This window comes from Microcella sp., assembly GCF_025808395.1.
Classification (GTDB): Bacteria; Actinomycetota; Actinomycetes; order Actinomycetales; family Microbacteriaceae; genus Microcella.
In genome coordinates, this window is sequence record NZ_CP075524.1 from 2,334,995 (window position 1) to 2,356,967 (window position 21,973).

22 protein-coding genes are annotated in these 21,973 nt (G+C 66.4%); 21 read left to right on the forward strand and 1 reads right to left on the reverse strand.

What is annotated here, in order from left to right; translation table 11 throughout:
- The first annotated feature begins 25 nt into the window (after positions 1-25).
- The 14 genes from KIT89_RS11345 to KIT89_RS11410 all read left to right on the forward strand — a co-directional run bounded on the left by KIT89_RS11345 (position 26) and on the right by KIT89_RS11410 (position 13,164).
- A complete protein-coding gene (locus tag KIT89_RS11345) occupies positions 26-442 on the forward strand; it encodes a prepilin-type N-terminal cleavage/methylation domain-containing protein (protein WP_297601693.1) in 417 nt (138 codons plus the stop codon).
- Positions 439-1,026: a prepilin-type N-terminal cleavage/methylation domain-containing protein gene (locus KIT89_RS11350; RefSeq protein ID WP_297601695.1), complete on the forward strand. Its 588-nt coding sequence runs from the start codon at positions 439-441 to the stop codon at positions 1,024-1,026. The genes KIT89_RS11345 and KIT89_RS11350 overlap by 4 nt, the downstream gene beginning before the upstream one ends.
- Positions 1,017-2,654 carry a hypothetical protein gene (locus KIT89_RS11355; protein WP_297601698.1) on the forward strand — a complete coding sequence of 546 codons (1,638 nt, stop codon included), beginning with the start codon at positions 1,017-1,019 and terminating at the stop codon, positions 2,652-2,654. Before KIT89_RS11350 ends, KIT89_RS11355 begins: the two co-directional genes overlap by 10 nt.
- A 40-nt stretch (positions 2,655-2,694) precedes the next feature.
- Positions 2,695-3,480 carry an A24 family peptidase gene (locus tag KIT89_RS11360; protein ID WP_297601700.1) on the forward strand — a complete coding sequence of 262 codons (786 nt, stop codon included), beginning with the start codon at positions 2,695-2,697 and terminating at the stop codon, positions 3,478-3,480.
- Between the two features lie 8 nt (positions 3,481-3,488).
- Positions 3,489-4,538 carry a type IV pilus assembly protein PilM gene (gene pilM / locus KIT89_RS11365; protein WP_297601703.1) on the forward strand — a complete coding sequence of 350 codons (1,050 nt, stop codon included), beginning with the start codon at positions 3,489-3,491 and terminating at the stop codon, positions 4,536-4,538.
- A 62-nt stretch (positions 4,539-4,600) separates the two neighbouring features.
- The gene (locus tag KIT89_RS11370; RefSeq protein WP_297601706.1) at positions 4,601-5,206 is read left to right on the forward strand and encodes a hypothetical protein; all 606 of its coding nucleotides are present in this window, start codon (positions 4,601-4,603) and stop codon (positions 5,204-5,206) included.
- Positions 5,203-5,889: a hypothetical protein gene (locus tag KIT89_RS11375; RefSeq protein ID WP_297601709.1), complete on the forward strand. Its 687-nt coding sequence runs from the start codon at positions 5,203-5,205 to the stop codon at positions 5,887-5,889. Before KIT89_RS11370 ends, KIT89_RS11375 begins: the two co-directional genes overlap by 4 nt.
- Before the next feature lie 93 nt (positions 5,890-5,982).
- Positions 5,983-6,801 carry a hypothetical protein gene (locus KIT89_RS11380; protein WP_297601712.1) on the forward strand — a complete coding sequence of 273 codons (819 nt, stop codon included), beginning with the start codon at positions 5,983-5,985 and terminating at the stop codon, positions 6,799-6,801.
- Positions 6,802-7,088: 287 nt separating this feature from the next.
- On the forward strand, positions 7,089-7,463 hold the full coding sequence (gene rpsL / locus KIT89_RS11385; protein WP_293170092.1) for a 30S ribosomal protein S12: 375 nt from the start codon (positions 7,089-7,091) through the stop codon (positions 7,461-7,463).
- Entirely contained in the window at positions 7,463-7,933 is a 471-nt protein-coding gene (gene rpsG, locus KIT89_RS11390) for a 30S ribosomal protein S7 (RefSeq protein ID WP_293170090.1), read from the forward strand. The genes rpsL and rpsG overlap by 1 nt, the downstream gene beginning before the upstream one ends.
- 85 nt (positions 7,934-8,018) lie before the next feature.
- Entirely contained in the window at positions 8,019-10,133 is a 2,115-nt protein-coding gene (gene fusA, locus KIT89_RS11395; RefSeq protein ID WP_297601717.1) for an elongation factor G, read from the forward strand.
- 108 nt (positions 10,134-10,241) lie between these two features.
- Positions 10,242-11,435: an elongation factor Tu gene (gene tuf, locus KIT89_RS11400; RefSeq protein WP_297601720.1), complete on the forward strand. Its 1,194-nt coding sequence runs from the start codon at positions 10,242-10,244 to the stop codon at positions 11,433-11,435.
- Positions 11,436-11,570: 135 nt separating this feature from the next.
- The gene (locus KIT89_RS11405) at positions 11,571-12,023 is read left to right on the forward strand and encodes a hypothetical protein (protein ID WP_297601723.1); all 453 of its coding nucleotides are present in this window, start codon (positions 11,571-11,573) and stop codon (positions 12,021-12,023) included.
- 190 nt (positions 12,024-12,213) lie between these two features.
- Positions 12,214-13,164 carry a hypothetical protein gene (locus KIT89_RS11410; RefSeq protein WP_297601726.1) on the forward strand — a complete coding sequence of 317 codons (951 nt, stop codon included), beginning with the start codon at positions 12,214-12,216 and terminating at the stop codon, positions 13,162-13,164.
- A 156-nt stretch (positions 13,165-13,320) separates the two neighbouring features.
- Here the strand turns inward: KIT89_RS11410 and KIT89_RS11415 are convergent, their stop codons facing one another.
- The gene (locus KIT89_RS11415; protein WP_297601727.1) at positions 13,321-14,094 is read right to left on the reverse strand and encodes an IclR family transcriptional regulator; all 774 of its coding nucleotides are present in this window, start codon (positions 14,092-14,094) and stop codon (positions 13,321-13,323) included.
- Between the two features lie 81 nt (positions 14,095-14,175).
- On the opposite strand from KIT89_RS11415, the gene hutH reads away from it, so the two are divergent.
- The 7 genes from hutH to rpsJ all read left to right on the forward strand — a co-directional run bounded on the left by hutH (position 14,176) and on the right by rpsJ (position 21,970).
- The gene (hutH, locus tag KIT89_RS11420; RefSeq protein WP_297601730.1) at positions 14,176-15,717 is read left to right on the forward strand and encodes a histidine ammonia-lyase; all 1,542 of its coding nucleotides are present in this window, start codon (positions 14,176-14,178) and stop codon (positions 15,715-15,717) included.
- A 21-nt stretch (positions 15,718-15,738) separates the two neighbouring features.
- Complete coding sequence (gene hutU, locus KIT89_RS11425) at positions 15,739-17,436, forward strand: urocanate hydratase (protein WP_297601733.1); 1,698 nt, start codon at positions 15,739-15,741, stop codon at positions 17,434-17,436.
- On the forward strand, positions 17,433-18,503 hold the full coding sequence (locus KIT89_RS11430) for an arginase family protein (RefSeq protein WP_297601736.1): 1,071 nt from the start codon (positions 17,433-17,435) through the stop codon (positions 18,501-18,503). The genes hutU and KIT89_RS11430 overlap by 4 nt, the downstream gene beginning before the upstream one ends.
- Positions 18,504-18,506: 3 nt before the next feature.
- Positions 18,507-19,700 (forward strand): imidazolonepropionase, encoded by a 1,194-nt coding sequence (hutI, locus tag KIT89_RS11435; RefSeq protein ID WP_297601739.1) that lies wholly within the window; start codon positions 18,507-18,509, stop codon positions 19,698-19,700.
- A gap of 39 nt (positions 19,701-19,739) precedes the next feature.
- Positions 19,740-20,729 (forward strand): DNA topoisomerase IB, encoded by a 990-nt coding sequence (locus KIT89_RS11440; protein ID WP_297601741.1) that lies wholly within the window; start codon positions 19,740-19,742, stop codon positions 20,727-20,729.
- A 64-nt stretch (positions 20,730-20,793) separates the two neighbouring features.
- Positions 20,794-21,264, forward strand: coding sequence for a hypothetical protein (locus KIT89_RS11445; protein WP_297601744.1), 471 nt, complete (start codon positions 20,794-20,796; stop codon positions 21,262-21,264).
- A 397-nt stretch (positions 21,265-21,661) separates the two neighbouring features.
- Positions 21,662-21,970 (forward strand): 30S ribosomal protein S10, encoded by a 309-nt coding sequence (gene rpsJ, locus KIT89_RS11450; protein ID WP_047561503.1) that lies wholly within the window; start codon positions 21,662-21,664, stop codon positions 21,968-21,970.
- The last annotated feature ends 3 nt before the right edge of the window (positions 21,971-21,973 follow it).

Genomic DNA, 21,973 nt, shown 5'->3' on the forward strand with positions numbered 1-21,973 from the left:
AGCAATCTGACCGGGGGGAGCAGAGATGAAAAGCGTCGAGACAGCACACCGATTTGCCGCTTCGCACGATCGCGAAGCGGGTTTCGGCTTGATCGAGATCGTCGTCTCGATGTTCCTCCTCGCACTCCTCGCCGTTGCGTTTGCGCCAGTTCTCATCTCTGCCATTCGCGCGAGCGCTGCGAACACCACCACGGCGACAGCTACCCAGCTGGTCAATGAGCGCATGCAGATTGCCCAATCACTCAGCCCAATCTGCGCGAACGTCGCCGGCCTGGTGGGCTCGGCCACTCTTGTCGACTCCCGCGACGTGACCATTGAGGTCACGACCATCGTGGGGGAGTGTCCCGGGGTTGTTGGCACCGTCCGCGTCGAGAGTGTCGCAGTTCGCCTTGACACAGAAGAAGAGTTGGCGCGCGCGTCGACGCTGGTGTTTGTCGAATGACACTTGCGCAGCGACTCCAAGGCTACGAGCAACGGCGAGACCGTGGACTGACACTCGTCGAGCTCGTCGTCGCGGCAAGCCTTCTCTCTCTCGTGCTTGTGGTGGTGGGCGGTATCTTCACCAGCTTGATCAATGCAGAGCGCACGGTGACTCCCCAAAGCCAGGGTGCGACCGCCGCTCAGCTGGCTGCGAGTTCCATCAGCACAGCGATCCGCAACTCGTCGGAGTTTCGCATCACCGACGTGGGGGCAGACCAGCTACTGGTTGCTCGCGTCGCCGGTACGGCCGCGAACATCGAATGGTCGTGCCAGGCGTGGTACTTCACGACGGCCGGCGACGGAGAGATCCGCTCTACCATCGTGAACGATGGTGCCGCCATACTTGCACCCACCCCGGCACAACTGGCCGACTGGACTCTGCTAATCGCTGGGGTTGCACCACCAGCGGGTCAGAACGTCTTCGTTGCAGCAGGATCCAGCTTGACTGTCGCGTTCGACGCGGATGCTGGCGATTCACCAACTATCGCGATCCGACTGACGGCCGCGAGTCTCACCTCCGCGGGAGAGGAAGCCACATGTTTCTGACCAATTTGGTGCGTCGAGTTCGCTCTGACGACCACGGCGTCGCTCTCGCCTCTGTCATCGGCATGATGGCGGTGGGGCTCATACTCACTGCAGTCATATCGACCACAGTGGTGAGCTCGGTCAGCTTCACGTCTCTTACACGGGCTGGTGTGCAGTCGCAGGCCGGTGCCGAAGCGGGAGTCGCGGCCGCGCGCGCGGGTCTTGTCGCCGGCACTTGCGTCGTCAACGGCGGTGTCTATGAGAATGTCCCTGGCGAAGAGCCCGTTTTCGAGGCGACGATCTGGCTCGAGACACCAAGTGGCTGGACGCGAGGTTGCCCGACCAACACTTCGACGCAGGTGCGGATTCTCTCGACAGGATTCGCCTCCGAGACCGGAGCCGGGCAATCATCGGCTCGTGATGAGGCACAGCTAGAGGCAGTGCTGGGCTCAGTCACCGGGACGGGCGGCATCTTTCCGAGCGGCCCCGCCATCTACGCGTATAGCGCTTCAGGGTTCGGCGGGTCCGGAACACTCCTTGCTGTCGACGGTTCAAGCCCCAGCGTCTTGGTCAAGCAGGGAAACGTCACGTGCTCCGGCGCCAGCGGAGGTGATGCCGACTGGGTTGTCGACAACGGCAACTTGACCATCAGTGGATCGTGCCACATCGCTGGTAATGCGTGGGCGTCAGGTTTCACCACGATGTCGGGTGGCGTGCGCGTGAACGGCAACCTGGTGTCAAACGGCATTGACGTTTCGGGAAGCTCGGTCGTTCAAGGCAATGCTTGGTCGACGACTGGGATCACGTTGAGCGGCGGTGGCACCACCATCGGCGGCAACGCAAGTGCGAACGCACTCACCATGAATTCGAGCACTCGCATCGGGGGAAACGCCTGGGTGGCAACAAACACGTACATGACGTGGGGCAGCCAGATCGGCGGTCGATTGACAACGCAAAGCCGCACTGGCCCCAGCGGCACGGTTGGTTCGTTGTCGTTGATTCCGGCCGGTCCTGGCCCGAGCCCGTACCTGACTCCGCCCCGACCGTTCGTTCCAGATTGGGTCGACTATCGGTTCGACCCAGACCTGTGGCCGGGCTTCACTGTTGTCACCTTGAGCGGAGCCTGCAACTATGGCACGTTCAACACCGCACTCGCCACCATTGGGTCGAGTCAAGGCGTGATTGATGCGCGTGGATGCACGAATGGCGAGTTCAATCCAGGAAGCTGGCAGAAGTTGAATCTCGTAAATGACGTCGCCATTATTGCAAACCGGTTCACCATGAACGGGAGCGCCGGGTTCACCGCCACCAACGATGTGCGGCTGTGGCTCATCACCCCCGACACTGTCATCGACGGCTTGCCTACGTGCCCTTCAGGTGCTTCGTTCACGATCGGAGGCTCGTTCACCTTCTCGACGCCGATCTCGACCCTCATCTACACACCCTGTGATGCGAACATCGCCTCGGGCCTTCGCATCAAAGGACAACTGTTTGCCGGTGAGGTTAGCGTTGGCGGGGCCGCTCAGATCTCTTATGACCCCATTGGTATCCCCGGCGTCAACCTCTCGACCGGCGAGCAGTCAGCCGGTGGCACCTCTGAGTCTGACCGGCAAGTACTTTGGATCCGGTCGGTCAACGGTGTCGGCTAGCCTGGTCGCACCCGCGATCGTTGCGGCGCTACTAGGTGCGATGATCGGCTCATTTCTGAACGTGGTGATCCACCGTGTGCCCGCTGGCCGTTCGATCGTTCGACCAGCCAGCGCCTGCCCCGCCTGTGGAGCACGCGTGCGACCTCGTGACAACGTTCCAATCGTGTCGTGGTTGCTTCTCAAGGGTCGTTGCCGCGACTGCGACGCCCAAGTATCGCGCCGCTACCCGATCATCGAACTGGTCACCGCGGCCGCTTTCGCTGGTGTCACCCTCGTCATGGCGGGCGCAGTACTCGATGCTCGCTCGGTGCCATATGCCCTCGCTGCAGTAACCGCACTCGTCGCGCATCTCTACTTCGCGTCGATCTCGATCGCACTTGCGGCGATAGATCTCGACACGCATCGGCTACCCGATGCAATCGTCCTTCCGTCATACGCGGTGGGTGGAGCATTGCTATCGATTGCTGCGATCGCCGCCGACGATCTCGAGGGGCTGGCGACTGCGGCCGCCGGTGCAGGAATCCTCTTCAGTCTCTACTTGACGCTCGCCATGATCACGCCGCGCGGGATGGGTATGGGCGATGTCAAGCTTTCGGGCCTCATCGGCCTCTACCTAGGGTGGGCAGGATGGTCAGCGATCGCCGTCGGCACACTCGCTGCATTTTTGCTCGGTGGTGTGCTCGGCATCATTCTCCTCGCCACTCGGCGGGCGAGTCGCAACACCGGAATACCCTTCGGGCCGTGGATGCTAGGGGGAGCCTGGATGGGAATCATGCTCGGTGAGCCGATCGCGCAGGGCTATCTCGCGATCTTTGGTCTGGACTAAGGGGCAGCATGTCAAGCGGAGTGGTCGGAATCGACATCGGCAGCTCTCTGTTGCGCGCAGTCGAGATTGATGATGCATCAAAGGAACGGCCTACCGTATTGAGGGCACACGAGGTTCCGCTACCCGAGGGTTCGGTCAAACGCGGTGAGGTGCTTGAAGTCCACACAGTAGCTTCTGCCTTCAAGCGATTGTGGGCCGCGGGAGGCTTTCGATCGAAGAATGTCGCGCTGGGTATCGGTGGGCAGAGCGTCATTGTGCGCGATCTTGCTGTGCCCCGCATGCCTTTGCCCCAGATTCGAGAGTCGCTTCCTTTTCAAGTTCAAGACCTATTGCCCGTGCCGGTCAACGATGCGGTTCTCGACTACTACCCGATCTCGGAGGGCCAGGCAGAGTCGGGGCCAATCGTCAACGGTCTGCTCATCGCTGCGTTCAAGCAAGCGGTGAGTTCCAACGTCACTGCGGCGACGATGGCCGGGCTCACTCCCATCAGCATGGATCTCTTGCCGTTCGCCATGACGCGAATGCACAGCTTGTCGTCGCCGACCAACGGATTCGCCGTGCACATGAGTATCGGAGCGAACACCACTTCCATTGTCATTGCACAGGGGGCCGTTCCTCTGTTCGTGCGAATCGTTCCTGCGGGAGGCGACGATGCAACACGTTCACTCATGACGCGTTTGAATGTGCCGCGGGAGAAAGCGGAGGCCCTCAAGCGCGAATTGGGCCTGACCTCCCCCGGCGCGACTGACGAAGAGCGTCGCGCCGTCGAGGTCATCCACGAATCGACCAGCGAACTCCTGACTGCGGTTCGCAACACCCTGGCCTATTTCGCGGGGGTGAGAAGCGGCGTAACGTTCGAGCACCTCTCCGTTGCGGGAGGGGCTACCCGCATGAAGGGATTCGCTAATGCACTTGCAGAATCGACACGGATATCTGTGGTGCCGGTGAACCCACTGGCCGGTGTGACCGTCAGTCGTGCTCTCCGCGGAAAGACGAATGACGAACGAATCCAAGAGTGGATCACCGCGATCGGTCTCGCCATGGGAAGTGCATCGTGAGTCGGCGTGACGCGCGGGAGACGACCTCCATCATCTTGGGAGCCGCCCCACGAGCACGCCTCATGCCGCCAGAGGTTGCTCTGCGTCGCAAAGAAACGGGGCGCAGGCGAGGCCTCATCGCGGTCATGGTTCTGGTTGTTTCGCTCGTTGCTGGAGGCGTTGCAGCCGCCTTCTGGTATGCGGGACAGGCTGAGGCGCGCCTTGCAGCTGAACGCCAGGTTACGGACGAGCTGCTCACTACTCAATTGCAGTACGCCGAAGTAATTCAGGTTCGTTCGCAGCTCGACAGCATCAAGGGAGTTCGAGATCGATTGGGTGCGACGGAAGTGTTGTGGCGCGACGTAGTGACTCAATACTTGGCAGTGCTGAACGCAGAAGAGATTCTCGAGGCTGCCTCGATCACAGGCATTGACCCCAACGGGCCTGCGCTGGGGCTCGCAGACCCATTGAGGAGCCCCCGAGCCGCGACGATTATCATGACGGTGGCGACAGTCGATCTACCGACACCTCACCAATGGCTGCGGTCGTGGAAGCTCTTGGACACGTTTGCGGATGCCAGCATTGACTCCATCCTCGAGGAGGACGGTTGGTATCTCAGCACTGTGACGATCAACTTGGACAGCACCGCGCTCTCAGGACGGACCAGTGAGTCGGAGGTCGAACAATGACGACTGCATCCACGAGGATCTGGACCTTCGCGACCGTCATCGTTGTCATCGTCGTCATCGCGCTCGGGTGGTTTCTCGGGGTCTCCCCCAAGCTCGCTGAGGCTGCGAGACTCGATGCCGAGCGCGCGGCGATCGAGTTGCAGAACGAGGCCACCCGAGTGGTCAATGCGCAACTCGAGCAAGACTTCCGTTCGATCAATAGCCTGCGAACCCAGATCGATGAACTCAGGGATCGTTTTCCCTCCGCCGTCGAATATGACAACGCCATCGAAGAGCTTCTGGCGGGCATCGTTGGTGAGTCGCTGTCGTTGCAGAGTGTTGTTTTGGCGGCGCCAGTGGCTGACAGTCCTGATGCGATTGTCGATGAAAATGGACAGGTTGCCGCTGGCACTCTCGTGCGTGTACCAATCACCATCACGGTGAAGGGGGACTTCAACCGGGCGTTGGGACTTATCAACAGAATGCAGTTGTCAGAACGCTTTGGCATCGTCGTTACCGCCGACTATGTCGATGGTCGGGATGAGGAAGAACGCACGACTGTCATCAACCTCGTGATATTCGTGGTTACCGACTCACCTGTGTCACTTCGTGATGGCAATGATCCGAGCGAGAGTGACGGTGAACCTGTCCCGAGCCCGAGTGCGTCACCCACCGCGGAACCTGACGACGAAACCGATCAGTAGGCGCGATGAAGCTACGCTTCGCAGTCTGAATCTCTTCGGCCACCTCGCCTTGGTAGGGTGACGCGTTCGGATGTCTCAGTGAGAGGACGCGTCATGGCTACGAAGCCCGCACCAGAGCCCGCAGAAGAACCGACGGACAACGAGACCCCGGCGGCGCCAGACTCGACCGCGCCGAGCGCGACGGCAGAGCAGCCCGTCGTCGAGCCGGCGCCCGCCGAGCCCGCACCGGCGGCCGATGCCGCTGAAACTGCTCCGGCAGCGCCCGCGGACGCCCCCGCGACGCCCACGTCGACCGAGGCGACAGCCCCAGTCGCCCCCGAGCAGCCCGCCGTCGTCTTCGTCACGGCGCCGCAGCCGCCGAAGAAGCGCGGCGCGCGCGGGGTCGGAGCCCTCGTCGTCGTGCTGAGCACCGTGCTCTTCGCCGCCGTCTATGCGGTGCTCGTGTTCATCATCGCTCTGCTGAGCGGCGTCAGTGGCGTCATCCAAGCCGCTCAATTCGTCTCATCGGTCAACTTCTACGTTCCGGTGATCGTGTTCTTCTTCGCGCATCTGCTGCTCGTGATCATCGTCAACCGGGGCGGCTGGTGGGCGCATGTGCTCGGCGGGTTCTTCGTCGCACTCGTGGTCTGGATCGGATTCGTCGGCGCCGCCCTCATCTCGGCCGGCGCCGTCGGTGCCGCGTCGAGCGTGGTCTCTGCCATCGTGCTGCAGCAGCTCACGAACCCGCTCGGCTTCGCCGCGGCGATCGCGGCGCGCGAGGTTCCGATCTGGGTCGGCGGCATCGTCTCGAAGCGCGGACGCACCGCTCGCGCGCGCAACGTCGAAGCTCACGCCGCCTACGAGCGCGAATTGGCCGAGCACCGTGCCACCGTCTCGAGCGCACCCAGCACGAGCACGAGAACTGCCGTTTGACCGCGAGCGCACCCGCACTCTATTCTTGACTTCGTGTGTGCTTCGGCGCGCGCTTGTGCCGTGCCGTGAAAACGGCCCGGTCGAGTTCGCGAAGGGCGCACGCAGAGGGTCACTGGATGCTCGTCCGCTTCGGCTGGCGGCCCCACACCCCCACGGCATATCTGTCACCGGTTGAGCCTGCTCGACTGATCCGTCAGATTTCGCGTGAGCCCGAGAGCGATTGAACTCGCACTCGGGGACATCCAACCGCAATCGCTGTCACCGTGCAGCACAGTCAAGGAGCAGTTTTGCCCACTATTCAACAGCTGGTCCGCAAGGGCCGCTCGCCGAAGGTCTCGAAGACCAAGGCGCCGGCCCTCAAGGCCAACCCGCAGCAGCGCGGCGTCTGCACGCGCGTCTACACGACCACTCCGAAGAAGCCCAACTCGGCTCTGCGCAAGGTGGCCCGTGTCAAGCTCAGCAACGGCACCGAGGTCACCGCCTACATTCCCGGTGAGGGCCACAACCTGCAAGAGCACTCGATGGTGCTCGTGCGCGGCGGTCGTGTGAAAGACCTGCCCGGCGTGCGCTACAAGATCGTGCGCGGTGCGCTCGACACCCAGGCGGTCAAGAACCGGAAGCAAGCGCGCAGCCGCTACGGAGCGAAGATGGACAAGAAGTAATGCCACGTAAAGGCCCCGCACCCAAGCGCCCCGTCGTCGCAGACCCCGTCTACGGCGCTCCGATCGTCAGCCAGCTCGTCAACAAGATTCTTCTCGACGGCAAGAAGGGCCTCGCCGAGCGCATCGTCTACGGTGCCCTCGAAGGCGTGTCGGCCAAGAACGGTCAAGACGCTGTCGCGACCCTGAAGAAGGCCCTCGACAACGTGCGCCCCACCCTCGAGGTGCGGTCGCGTCGCGTCGGCGGCTCGACCTACCAGGTGCCCGTCGAGGTCAAGCCGCACCGCGCGAACACGCTCGCGCTGCGCTGGTTGACCAGCTACGCCAAGGCGCGTCGCGAGAAGACGATGACCGAGCGGCTCATGAACGAGATTCTCGACGCCTCGAACGGCCTCGGTGCCGCGGTCAAGCGTCGTGAAGACACTCACAAGATGGCCGAGTCGAACAAGGCCTTCGCGCACTACCGCTGGTAACGACCAGCCTGCGGGCAGGGGCTGAGGGCCCCGGTCATCACCCCTGCTCGCACCCGCAACTTTTATCGAACCGGAGGAACCCCCCGTGGCACAGGACGTGCTCACCGACCTGAACAAGGTCCGCAACATCGGCATCATGGCGCACATCGACGCCGGCAAGACCACCACGACCGAGCGCATCCTGTTCTACACAGGCATCACGCACAAGATCGGCGAGGTGCACGACGGCGCCGCGACCATGGACTGGATGGCGCAAGAGCAAGAGCGCGGCATCACGATCACGTCGGCAGCCACGACCTGCTTCTGGAACAAGCACCAGATCAACATCATCGACACCCCCGGCCACGTCGACTTCACGGTCGAGGTCGAGCGCTCGCTGCGCGTGCTCGACGGCGCCGTCGCGGTCTTCGACGGCAAGGAGGGCGTCGAGCCCCAGTCTGAGACGGTCTGGCGTCAAGCCGACAAGTACGACGTTCCGCGCATCTGCTTCGTCAACAAGATGGACAAGCTCGGTGCCGACTTCTACTTCACGGTCGACACGATCATCAAGCGACTCGGTGCGAAGCCTCTCGTCATCCAGCTTCCGATCGGTTTCGAGAACACCTTCGAGGGTGTCGTCGACCTCGTCGAGATGCGCGCCCTCACGTGGCGCGGCGACTCGAAGGGTGACGTCGAGATGGGCGCCAAGTACGAGATCGAAGAGATTCCTGCCGACCTCGTCGACAAGGCGGCTGAATACCGTCAGGCGCTGCTCGAGACCGTCGCAGAGTCAGACGATGTGCTGCTCGAGAAGTTCTTCGGGGGCGAAGAGCTCACCGTCGCCGAGATCAAGGGCGCCATCCGCAAGATGACGGTGGCCTCTGAGATCTACCCGGTGCTGTGCGGCTCTGCGTTCAAGAACCGGGGCGTTCAGCCGATGCTCGACGCGGTCGTCGACTACCTGCCGAGCCCGCTCGATGTTCCTGACACGATCGCTCACGACCCGCGTGACGAAGAGAAAGAGATCGTGCGCAAGGCCAACTCGACCGATCCGTTCTCGGCGCTCGCGTTCAAGGTCGCTGTGCACCCGTTCTTCGGCCGCCTCACCTACGTGCGCGTCTATTCGGGCGCCATCGAGTCTGGCGCCCAGGTCATCAACTCGACCAAGGGCAAGAAAGAGCGCATCGGCAAGATCTTCCAGATGCACGCCAACAAAGAGAACCCGGTCGACTCTGTCACGGCTGGCCACATCTACGCGGTTATCGGTCTGAAAGACACGACGACGGGTGACACCCTCGCCGACCCGAACGCCCCCGTGGTGCTCGAGTCGATGACGTTCCCCGAGCCCGTGATCGAGGTCGCGATCGAGCCGAAGACCAAGGCCGACCAGGAGAAGCTCGGCACGGCCATCCAGAAGCTCGCCGAAGAAGACCCCACGTTCCGCACCGAGCAGAACCAAGAGACGGGTCAGACCGTCATCAAGGGCATGGGCGAGCTGCACCTCGACATTCTGGTCGACCGCATGAAGCGCGAGTTCAACGTCGAGGCCAACGTCGGCAAGCCGCAGGTGGCCTACCGCGAGACGATCAAGCGCACGATCGAGAAGTACGACTACACCCACAAGAAGCAGACCGGTGGGTCGGGTCAGTTCGCGAAGATCCAGATCATGCTCGAGCCGCTCGAGGTGACGCCCGAGACGAGCTACGAGTTCGTCAACTCGGTGACGGGTGGGCGGGTTCCGCGCGAGTACATCCCCTCGGTCGACGCGGGCATTCAAGACGCGATGCAGGTCGGCGTGCTCGCCGGCTTCCCGACGGTCGGCGTCAAGGCGACGCTGCTCGATGGTGCATCACACGACGTCGACTCTTCGGAGATGGCGTTCAAGATCGCCGGATCGATGGCCTTCAAAGAGGCCGCTCGCAAGGCGAACCCCGTGCTTCTCGAGCCGCTCATGGCGGTCGAGGTGCGCACCCCCGAAGAGTACATGGGCGACGTCATCGGCGACCTGAACTCTCGTCGTGGTCAGATCCAGTCGATGGAAGACGCGACGGGTGTCAAGGTCGTCCGCGCCCTCGTGCCGCTGTCAGAAATGTTCGGATACGTCGGAGACCTCCGGTCGAAGACCTCCGGGCGCGCCGTCTACTCGATGACGTTCGACAGCTACGCGGAGGTCCCGAAGGCCGTCGCCGACGAGATCGTCCAGAAGAACAAGGGCGAGTAATCGCCCGACCTGCGAGGGCTCGCCGAGCCTGAGTACGATACATACACACCAAATCGCGCGGCTTCTGAAACACGGATGCTGGGCAACAAGTCCTGAGGAGGACCCACAGTGGCTAAGGCCAAGTTCGAGCGGACCAAGCCGCACGTCAACATCGGAACCATCGGTCACGTCGACCACGGCAAGACCACGCTCACCGCCGCCATCTCGAAGGTGCTTGCAGACAAGTACCCCTCGGCGACCAACGTGCAGCGTGACTTCGCGTCGATCGACTCGGCTCCGGAAGAGCGTCAGCGCGGCATCACCATCAACATCTCGCACGTCGAGTACGAGACGCCCAAGCGTCACTACGCTCACGTCGATGCCCCCGGCCACGCCGACTACATCAAGAACATGATCACCGGTGCTGCGCAGATGGACGGCGCGATCCTCGTGGTTGCGGCGACCGACGGCCCGATGGCTCAGACGCGTGAGCACGTGCTGCTCGCCAAGCAGGTCGGCGTGCCCTACCTCATGGTCGCCCTCAACAAGAGCGACATGGTCGACGACGAAGAGATCCTCGAGCTCGTCGAGATCGAGGTTCGCGAGCTGCTCTCGAGCCAGGGCTTCGACGGCGACAACGCTCCCGTCATCCAGGTCTCGGGCCTCAAGGCTCTCGAGGGCGACGAGAAGTGGACCGAGTCGATCCTGAAGCTCATGGAAGCTGTCGACGAGTCGATCCCCGACCCGGTGCGCGACAAGGACAAGCCGTTCTTGATGCCCATCGAAGACGTCTTCACCATCACCGGTCGTGGCACGGTCGTGACGGGTCGCGCCGAGCGCGGCACCCTCGCGATCAACTCCGAGGTCGAGATCGTCGGCATCCGCCCGACGCAGAAGACCATCGTCACGGGTATCGAGATGTTCCACAAGCAGCTCGACGAGGCATGGGCCGGCGAGAACTGTGGTCTTCTGCTGCGCGGCACCAAGCGCGAAGACGTCGAGCGCGGCCAGGTCGTCGTGAAGCCGGGTTCGGTGACCCCTCACACGAACTTCGAGGGCACCGCGTACATCCTCTCGAAGGACGAGGGTGGCCGTCACAACCCCTTCTACACGAACTACCGCCCGCAGTTCTACTTCCGCACCACCGACGTCACCGGCGTCATCTCGCTGCCCGAGGGCACCGAGATGGTCATGCCCGGCGACACCACCGACATGACGGTTGAGCTGATTCAGCCCATCGCCATGGAGGAGGGCCTCGGCTTCGCCATCCGCGAGGGTGGCCGCACCGTCGGCGCCGGAACGGTCACGAAGGTTCTCAAGTAGTCCTTCTGCGTCACTCCGTGAGCGGGGGTCGGGCATTGCGCCCGGCCCCCGCTTCGTCGTTCTCGGCGCCCTGTTGCAGGCGGCCCCGACGGCAGTACGCTCGTCGCACGGGCAAGAGGCAGAGCGGAGTAGGCGATGCGCGTCGTGCGCGAGGTGCTGGTGCTGGTCGGGTCGACCGTGCTCGTCTTCGCCGTGCTCGTGCTGCTGGTCTACAACGCTCTCGCGGGGCTCGACGTCGCTGAGCTGGTCACCGTGGTGCCCCAGTTCGTCTTGGGTTTCGCCGGCGCCGCCATCGCCACGTGGGCGCTGCTGGTGACTCTCGCCGCCATCCTGCTTCGCAACCGCGGCTCATGGTGGCGCATCGGCGCCCACGTTCTCTCTGCTGGCATCGCCGGCATCGTCAACATTCCGATCGTGGTCGCCCTCGGTGATGCGGCGGATGCACAAGGCGGGTTCGTCGGAGCCCTCGGCCTGCTCGGCTCGGCCCTCTTCGTGCCGCTCGCCATGCTCGCGACACCGATCGTCGTGCTGCTGCTCGACCGCGGTCGCGCGACGGCCCCACCTCAGCACACTCCGCCATCGCCCTGACGCCAGGGTCGCACCTTCTGGGCGCCAGTGTTCCCGTTGCGCGCGAGCGTGCTCCCTCGGGCCAGAGACTGTCGCGCGCGAAGGGCACAATCGATGGGCGCTTCGTCCACGAGAGGGCTCTGCGGCGGTGCTCTCCACCGAAGAGGCCGGCATTGCAGGCGTCCGAGCTGCGTAGGCGAGCATCCGGAGCATGGATGCTCTGCGCACACCACTCGTCACTCCCGACCCTCGCTCGCGAGGGTGGGGAGTCGAACCGCGCCTCGATGCGCGGGCACGAGCCGGCGAGCTCGTGCGCGTGCGCCGTGCTGTCTACGTGCCCGCGCATGAGTGGGTGCCCGACGATCGTGTGGCGGTCGCGACGCTCGGGGCGCGCGCCGCGCAGGCGAGAGCATCCGTTCCGCTCGTGTTCTCGCATGCGACAGCGGCGCTGATTCTCGGGCTGCCGGTCGTCGGAGCGCACGACCGCTCGCTGCACGTCACCAACCTCACGGCAGCGGCGCGACGCACGCGACACGGCATCGTCTGGCATTCGACCTCTCGGCCTGAGGCCATCGAGGTTCAGACGCAGGGCGACCTGACCGTGACGACACCGCGCCAGACTGCGCTCGATCTTGCACGGTCAGCGAGCGCAGTGACGGCGTTCATCGTCGCGGATGCGGTGGCGCACCGCTCTGGCAACCCGGCGGAGGTGCGCGAGTGGTGGGTTCAGCGTCTGGGCGAGCTCGGGCCAGCTCGCGGAACCCGACGAGCAGCGAGCGTGCTGGGGCTGGTGACGGGACTTGCCGAGTCGCCGCTTGAGTCGCTCAGTCTGCTGCGGATGCATGAACTCGGGTTTCACCTGCCCGAGCAGCAGATCGACGTGCTGACCCGTCGAGGCCTCTTCAGGCTCGACTTCGGGTGGGAGGGCGGCGCGATAGCCGGTGAGGCGGATGGGCGATCGAAGTACGGCGGCATCGAGTCTGCGGCGCAGATGGAGCAGCGACTGTGGGAGGAGAAGCTTCGGCACGACGCGGTGCGCGAGAAGGCGCGGGCTTACCCACGGTGGACGTGGGACGATGCCTGGCTCGGCTCTGGGCCTGAGCGCGCGCTACTCGAAGCGGGGGTTCCTCGGCCGCACAAGCCTGTGCGACTTTCGTACTGACGGGGTTTCGCCGCGAACCCGGGCGGGCGCGGCGGCGAGTGTGCACGCTACGCGCAACTGTGCACGTTCCGGAGGGGCACACTCGTGCGCAGCAGGCACACTCGCGGGGAGGATGCCGCGGGGTGCGGCGCGGGGCCGCGCCGCAACGCGCCGCGCCTACGAGCGACCCTGCAGGCGCGCGCTGAGCGCGGCCGCGGCGTCGCGCACGGCGTCGGTGAGGGCATCCACGTCGGAGGGCGCGACCGCTTCGGCGCGGTAGGTGACGCCGAGCGCGGCGGCGGGGTAGCCCGTGCGGTCGATGCCCGTCGCGGCGACGGAGGCGTAGCCAGCGGTGATCTCGCCGTCTTCGGTGGCGACTCCGTGCTCGCGCGACACTGCGAGGATGCGGTCGAGCTCGGGCAGCGTGCGCGGGCCGACGCCGCGGCGGGTGATGAGCGAGTCGCGGTGGGGGAAGAGCGCCCGAACTTGCGGCTGCGGCAGCGCCGCGAGCATCGCGCGGCCGGTCGCCGTGAGGTGCGCGGGCAGGCGCACGCCGACGCGCACGACAGTGGTCGGTGCGCGCGGCGCTGACGCCTGAGCGACATACGACACGTCGCCGCCGGCGAGCACGGCGAGCTGCGCGACGACGGGCACGGGGGCGGCTCGCACCAGCCGGTCGAGCAGGGGGGTGCCGAGGCGTGCGAGCCGGCTCGCGCTGAGCACTGAGCCGCCGATCTCGGCGACGAGGGCACCCAGGCCGTAGGCGCGCGCCTCGGGGTAGTGCACGACGTAGCCTTCGTCTTGCAGCACGCGCAGCAGCTGGTAGATGCTCGACCGCGGCAGATCCAGCTCGCGCGCGAGGGTCGAGGCGGGCACGGGGTCGCTGTGGTGCGCGAGGTGCGTGACGATGCGCAGGGCGGCGCGGGCGGCGGGAACATCGGGCACGAGCATCCACCACCTTTGTCTGATATCTCAGACAGATTATCGTGCGCGCACGATGCGCGGCGGGGCGCTGCGGCGTTCACTGGAGGAATGCAGATCACGCTCGGCCGCCAGCCCCTCACGATCGACGAGGTCGTCGCCGTCGCCCGGCACGATGCGACCGTCGCCATCGACGCCGGCGCGCTCGACGCGATGGCGGCGACGCGCGCGATCATCGACGGGCTCGCCGACGACGTCGAACCGCACTACGGGGTGTCGACCGGGTTTGGCGCGCTCGCGACCACGCACATTCCCGCCGAGAAGCGCGCCGAGCTGCAGCGCTCGCTCGTGCGCTCGCACGCGGCGAGCAGCGGCCCCGAGGTCGAGCGCGAGGTGGTGCGCGGCACGATGCTGCTTCGGCTGCAGACGCTCACGACCGCACGCACCGGTGCCCGCCCGGTGGTCGCCGAGACCTACGCCGCGCTGCTCAATGCCGGCATCACGCCGATCGTCGGCGAGTACGGCAGCCTCGGCTGCTCGGGCGACCTCGCGCCGCTCGCGCACTGCGCGCTCGCGGTCATGGGCGAGGGAACGGTGCGCGACGCCCGCGGCGCGATCGTGCCCGCGGCCGAGGCGCTCGCCGCGGCGGGCATCGAGCCGATCGAGCTGCGTGAGAAAGAGGGCCTCGCCCTCATCAACGGCACCGACGGCATGCTCGGGATGCTCGCCCTCGCCCTCGCCGACCTCGACCGCCTCGTGGCCACAGCCGACCTCGCCGCGGCCATGAGCGTCGAGGCTCTGCTCGGCACCGATCGCCCCTTCGCCTCGGATCTGCAGCAGCTGCGCCCCCACCCCGGCCAGGCGACCAGCGCCGAGAACATGCGCCGCGTGCTGAGCGGCTCGGCGGTGGTCACGAGTCATCAGACCGATGCCTGCACGCGCGTGCAAGACGCCTACTCGCTGCGCTGCGCGCCGCAGGTGCACGGCGCGGTGCGCGACACGATGGCGCACGCCGCAAGCGTGGCGAATCGCGAGCTCGCGAGCTCGATCGACAACCCCGTCGTCACGCTCGATGGCCGCGTCGAGTCGAACGGCAATTTTCACGGAGCGCCGCTCGGTTATGTGCTCGACTTTCTCGCGATCGCCGTCGCCGACCTCGCGAGCATGAGCGAGCGCCGCACCGACCGCTTTCTCGACGCGAGCCGCAACCAGGGGCTGCCACCCTTTCTCGCTCATGACCCGGGTGTCGACTCGGGCCACATGATCGCGCAGTACACGCAAGCGGGAATCGTGAGCGAGCTCAAGCGCCTGGCCGTGCCGGCGAGTGTCGACTCGATTCCGTCGAGCGCGATGCAAGAAGATCACGTGGCGATGGGCTGGTCGGCCGCGCGCAAGCTGCGGCGTGCGATCGACGGGCTGACACGCGTCGTCGCGATCGAGGTGCTGACGGCCGCACGGGGCCTCGACCTGCGCACCGCCGCACTGGGGGTCGACGCGGCACCGGCGACCGCTGCCGTCGTGAGAGCCCTGCGCGAGCACGTGCCCGGCCCCGGCCCCGACCGCTACCTCGCCCCCGAGATCGAGCATGCCGTGCAACTCACGCACGACGGCACGCTGCTCGCCGCCGCCCGCGCGGTCACCGAGATTCGCTGAACGCCCGACAGGAGAACCGCCATGACCCTTAGCCGTGCGACGAGCTCGAGCGCAGCATCCGGAGCCCGCCCCGTGCGCGCCCACCGCGGAACCCAGCTGCACACCCTCGGCTGGCAGCAGGAGGGCGCGCTGCGCATGCTGCAGAACAATCTCGACCCCGAGGTGGCCGAGCACCCCGACGAGCTCGTCGTCTACGGCGGCACGGGCAAGGCCGCGCGCGACTGGGCGAGCTTCGACGCGCTGACCCGCACGCTCGCCACCCTCAAGGGCGATGAGACGATGCTCGTGCAGTCGGGCCGACCGGTCGGCGTCATGCAGACGCACGCGTGGGCGCCGCGCGTGCTCCTGGCCAACTCGAACCTCGTCGGCGATTGGGCGAACTGGGACGAGTTTCGGCGCCTCGAAGCGCTCGGCCTCACGATGTACGGCCAGATGACGGCCGGCTCGTGGATCTACATCGGCACCCAGGGCATTCTGCAGGGCACCTTCGAGACCTTCGCCGCCGTCGCGACGCAGAGGTTCGGTGGCACCCTCGCCGGCACCATCACCCTCACGGGCGGGCTCGGCGGCATGGGTGGCGCGCAGCCCCTCGCCGTGACGATGAACGACGGCGTCGCCATCTGCGTCGACGTCGACCCCAGCCGCATCGCCCGGCGGCTCGAGCACCGCTACCTCGACGTGCAGGCCGACTCTCTCGAGCACGCTCTCGAACTCGCGATCGAGGCACGGGATGCCCGTCGCGGGCTCTCGATCGGCGTGCTCGGCAATGCGGCCGAGGTCTTTCCGCGCCTGCTCGCGATGGGCGCCCCGATCGACATCGTCACCGACCAGACGAGTGCGCACGACCCGCTCGCCTACCTGCCCGTCGAGCACACGGTCGACGAGTGGCACGCGGCGCGCGAGCGCGACCCGATTGGCTTCGCGGCCGCGGCTCGGGCGTCGATGGCGCTGCAGGTCGAGGCCATGGTCGGGTTCCAGCGCGCGGGGGCCGAAGTCTTCGACTACGGCAACAACATCCGCACCGAGGCTCGCGCCGCGGGGTATGCCGACGCGTTCAGCTTTCCGGGGTTCGTGCCCGCCTACATCCGCCCGCTCTTCGCGCAGGGCAAGGGCCCATTCCGCTGGGCGGCGCTCAGCGGAGACCCCGCCGACATCGCCGCGACCGACCGCGCTGTGCTCGAGATGTTCCCCGAGAACGAGAGCCTGCAGCGTTGGATTCCGATGGCGCAGCAGCGCGTGCACTACCAAGGGCTGCCGGCGCGCATCTGCTGGCTCGGCTACGGCGAGCGCGACAGGGCGGGCGAGCGCTTCAACGACATGGTCGCGTCGGGTGAGCTCATCGCTCCCGTCGCGATCGGCCGCGACCATCTCGATTCGGGCAGCGTCGCGAGCCCCTACCGCGAGACCGAGGCCATGAAAGATGGCAGCGACGCGATCGCCGACTGGCCGCTGCTCAACGCTCTCGTCAACACGGCGAGCGGAGCGACGTGGGTGTCGATCCACCACGGCGGGGGAGTCGGCATCGGCCGCTCGATCCACGCCGGCCAGGTCGTCGTCGCCGACGGAACGGCGCTCGCCGGTGAGAAGGTGCAGCGCGTGCTGACGAACGACCCCGGCATGGGCGTCATCCGCCACATCGACGCGGGCTACACCGAGGGCGAGCAGGTCGTCGCCGACCTCGGCGTGCGCATCCCGATGCGCGAGGGCGGTCTCGAGTGAGCACGTCCGGCGCGAGTGTGCCTGACCCGGGCGGGCACACTCGCGCGCAACGAGCACACTCGGCAGGTGCGGGCGCGGATGCGGGCGGGCTCGCGCACGACCCGCTCTGGCCGCGCGCGGGCGACTGGCCGGCCTGGGCTCCGGGGTCTCGGGCCGATGCTGTGCTCGTCGGCATCCCAACCTGGCGCACCTCGCTGTCGCCGGGCCAGACGCACACCACTCCCACCGCGATTCGGGATGCCCTGCGCTACTACTCAGCCGACGCACTGCTGCGCATTCCTGCTGTCGATCGGTCACTCGTTGCCGATGAGCCGTCGAGCGACCGCAACGAGCGCCCGATCGACGGCGAACTCGCACGACTGAGAGTGCTCGACGCGGGCGATGTGCTCGAGCCCGACGGCGCCGGTGAGGCGGCCGCCACGGCCAGGGTCGCCGAGATCGCGAGCGCAGCATCCCTCGTTATCGTGCTCGGCGGGGACAACGCCGCGACGGTGCCCGCGGCGCTCGGGGCGTGGGGCGACCGCATCGCCACGGCGGGCCTCGTGACGCTGGATGCCCACCACGACCTGCGCGACGGCGAGAGCAACGGGTCTCCGGTGCGCAGGCTGCTCGAGGCAGGGCTTGCCGGTGAGCGAGTCAGCCAGCTCGGCATCGAGCCGCTCGCGAACTCGCGCGCCTACGCGGCGCGAGCCGCCGAGCACGGCATCACCGTCGTCTCGCGCGCCGAGCTGCTGCGCACCCCGATCGACGTCGCCATGAGCGCAGCCCTCCACCGCGCGGCGTCGGCGGGCGGCCCCGTGCACGTCGACCTCGACCTCGACGTGTGCGACCGCAGTGTGGCGCCCGGCTGCCCCGCGAGCGTGCCGGGCGGGCTGAGCGCGATCGAGCTGCGCACCGCCGCGCGCCTCGCCGGGGCGCACCCCTCGGTCACGAGTATCGACTTGACCGAGCTCGACGCTGCGCGCGACAGTGCAGACCGGCGCACCGTTCGGCTCGCCGCGCTGTGCGTGCTCGAGGCGATCGCGGGGTTCGCGACCCGCGCGGGCACAGCGACCAGGCAGGGTTGACGCATGAGCCCCACCACCGGCAGCACCCTGATCACGAACATCGGGCAGCTCGTGACGGTCGACCCGACCGAGCCCGACCGGCCAACGCGTGCCCATGCCGCCCTCGTGATCGACGACGGCTTCGTCGCATGGCACGGCCACGCGGCTGACGCCCCCGCCGCAGATGCGCGCATCGACGCCGACGGAGCCGCCGTCATCCCCGGCTTCGTCGACAGCCACAGCCACCTCGTCTTCGGCGGTGATCGGGTCGATGAGTTCGAAGCACGCATGGCCGGGCGGGCGTACACAGCGGGCGGTATCCGCACGACGGTGGCCGCCACTCGTGAGGCGACAGACGAGGCACTGCGCACCCGACTCGTCCACCTGGTGGCGCAGGCGCGCGCGCAGGGCACGACGACTCTCGAGATCAAGAGCGGCTACGGACTCACCGTCGCCGACGAGCAGCGCGCTCTGCGGCTGGCCCGCGAGGTGACCGCCGAGACCACGTTCCTCGGCGCGCACGTCGTGCCCGCCGACTTCGCCGACGATCGAGACGCGTACGTCGACCTGGTGTGCGGCAGCATGCTCGAGGCCTGCTCCCCGCACGCGCGCTGGGTCGACGTTTTCATCGACTCGGGGGCTTTCACCGTCGACGAGGCGCGCCGCATCCTGCTCGCCGGCCGCGATGCCGGCCTCGGCCTGCGCGTGCACGCCGGCCAGCTCGCCGCCGACGGGGGAGTCGCCCTCGCCGTCGAGCTCGACGCAGCGAGCGTCGACCACTGCACCTTCCTCACCGACGACGACGTGGCACTGCTTGCCGGCAGCGGCACGGTCGCCACGCTGCTGCCGCTCGTCGAGTTCGCGACTCGCCAGCCGTTTCCGGATGCCCGGCGCTTGATCGATGCGGGCGTCGCGGTCGCGATCGCCACCGACTGCAACCCCGGCTCGAACTTCTCGAGCAGCATGCCGCTCGCGATCGCTCTCGCGGTGCGCGAGCTCGGCATGACACCACTCGAGGCCCTGCGCGCCGCGACGATCGGTGGCGCCCGAGCGCTGCGCCGTGACGATGTCGGGCACCTCGGCGTCGGCGCGCGGGGCGATGCCGTCATTCTCGATGCCCCCGACTACCGCTATCTCGCCTACCGGCCCGGGGTTCCGCTCGTCCGCACTGTCGTTGCCGGCGGCATTGTCACGAGCCGCACGGTTCGTGGCGAGTAGGCTCCGATGCCGTGATCGTCGTCTCGCTACCGACCGCCCATGCCGCGACTGCGACGCTCTGACGTCTCGCGGCCGGGTATCGTGCGCGTGCGCGCGGGCCGCGGGTTCAGCTACCGCGATGCGACGGGCTCACGCATCGATGACCCTGTCGTCATCGATCGCATCCGCGCTCTGGCCATTCCGCCCGCGTGGGACGACGTGTGGGTCAGCCCTCACTCGAACGGACACATTCAGGCCGTCGGCACCGACGATGCCGGGCGACGTCAGTATCTCTATCACGCTGCGTGGAGAGAGCGGAAGGATCGCGAGAAGTTCGAGCGCATGCTCGAGCTCGCTGCGAGCCTCCCCACTGCACGTCGCTCTGTCACGCTCGATCTGAAGCGCTGTGCGACTGATCCGAGCGCCGCGCTCGATCGAGCGGTGGTGCTTGCGGCTGCATTCCGCATGCTCGACTCAGGCAGTCTGCGCGTCGGTTCAGAGCAATACGCGGCGGGCAATGGCAGCTACGGTCTGTCGACGCTGCTCTGCGCCCACGTTGCCGTCACGGGTGACAGGGTTGTCACACTGCGGTTTCCGGCGAAGAGCGGTCAAGAGTGGAAGTCGGAGATCGACGATGCGTTGCTCGCCCTGATCGTGCGCAGACTCAAGCGCCGCGGAAGCCGGGCGCGCCTGCTCGCGTGGCGCGACGGCGCAGGGTGGCATCGAGTGTCGGCCAGTGAGATCAACGACGACCTGCGACGACGCACTGGCGGAGACTTCACGGCAAAAGACTTCCGCACTCTCCAGGGCACCGTGGCTGCTGCCAGAGAGCTCGCAGTGCAGGGGCCGCAGACGACACCGACGGCGCGCCGCCGGGCCATCGCGAGAGCCGTGGCTGCTGCGGCGGAGACGCTCGGAAACACGCCAGCTATTGCCCGCTCAAGCTACATCGACCCGAGAGTCATCGATCGGTTCGATCAAGGGCTGACGATCCGCGTCGGCGGCCGTGCGTCGATCGAGTCGGCTCTGTGCGAGTTTCTGCGCGATTGACGAGACCTCCGCCGCCCGGCGAAGAATGACTCCGCCTGACCCTCCGGTGTGCAAGGCTGAGCGCATGGCTCGAGCTCTGCTGCGTGTGGTTGCGACCCTCATCATCACGATCGTGCTGGCGCTCATCGGGCTCGGCATCATGAGCCTCATCTCCGGCAGCGACGCCACCGAGGCGTTCACCGACAGCGCGCCGAGATCGCTGTTCGGCATGACCGGCATCGCCCTCGGGCTCTGGGCGCTCATGCTCATCATCGGTGCGATCGCGCACCGTCACCGCAGAGCGGGCTGGCGTATCGGCACGAGCATCGTGAGCCTCGTGGTGGCGATCGCCGTCAACCTGGCAGTGTTCGCCGTGCTCGCCTTCACGTCGCTCGACGGCGGAGGGTGGGGCTTGCTGATTCTCGCGATCGCCGCCGTGTCGGGGGCCGTGCTGCTCGTGACGGGAGTGGTGGCGGTGCTGCTCGTCGAGCTGGCGATCGTGCGCTCTGCCGCCCCTGTCGCACCCGCTGAAACGGTCGCAGACGAGGTGTCGTAGACCAGTTTCACCATTGTGCGGCGTGTCGCGGCGCAGCGCGACACGCCCGGGTTGCAGCACGTCGTGCGCTGTGGCAGACTCTTCTAGTTCAACACGCCGTGCTTCAGCGCGGCTCACTGCCAGGCAGTGCATAGGACGAGCACCCTTGTGAGAGATCGCAAGCCGGTTGCCAAGAGCCTAGGCCGCGGGTAGCAGAACACAGCTCACACCGATCACCACCATGCCCAGGGGCAACTCTGTGCGTCGTGAGGGCGACACGCCCGAGCGCGGGGGTCGGTCTGCGCAGGAAACAGAACTGCGTTCGTTTGACAGAAGAACAGTGGTGCGACAGCGATTGCGCTCCGCGTGAGGTGCGCCCTGATGGGTGCATCACGTCTAAGAAGGAAGAGAGTTGAGCATGGCGGGACAAAAGATCCGCATCCGGCTTAAGTCGTATGACCACGCTGGTCTCGACGCATCGGCGCGCAAGATCGTCGACACGGTGACCCGTGCAGGCGCCACGGTCGTGGGCCCTGTGCCCCTGCCGACGGAGAAGAACGTCATCGCCGTCATCCGGTCGCCCCACAAGTACAAAGACAGCCGCGAGCACTTCGAGAAGCGCACGCACAAGCGTCTCATCGACATCATCGACCCGACGCCGAAGGCCGTCGACTCGCTCATGCGACTCGACCTGCCCGCCGACGTCAACATCGAGATCAAGCTCTAAGGA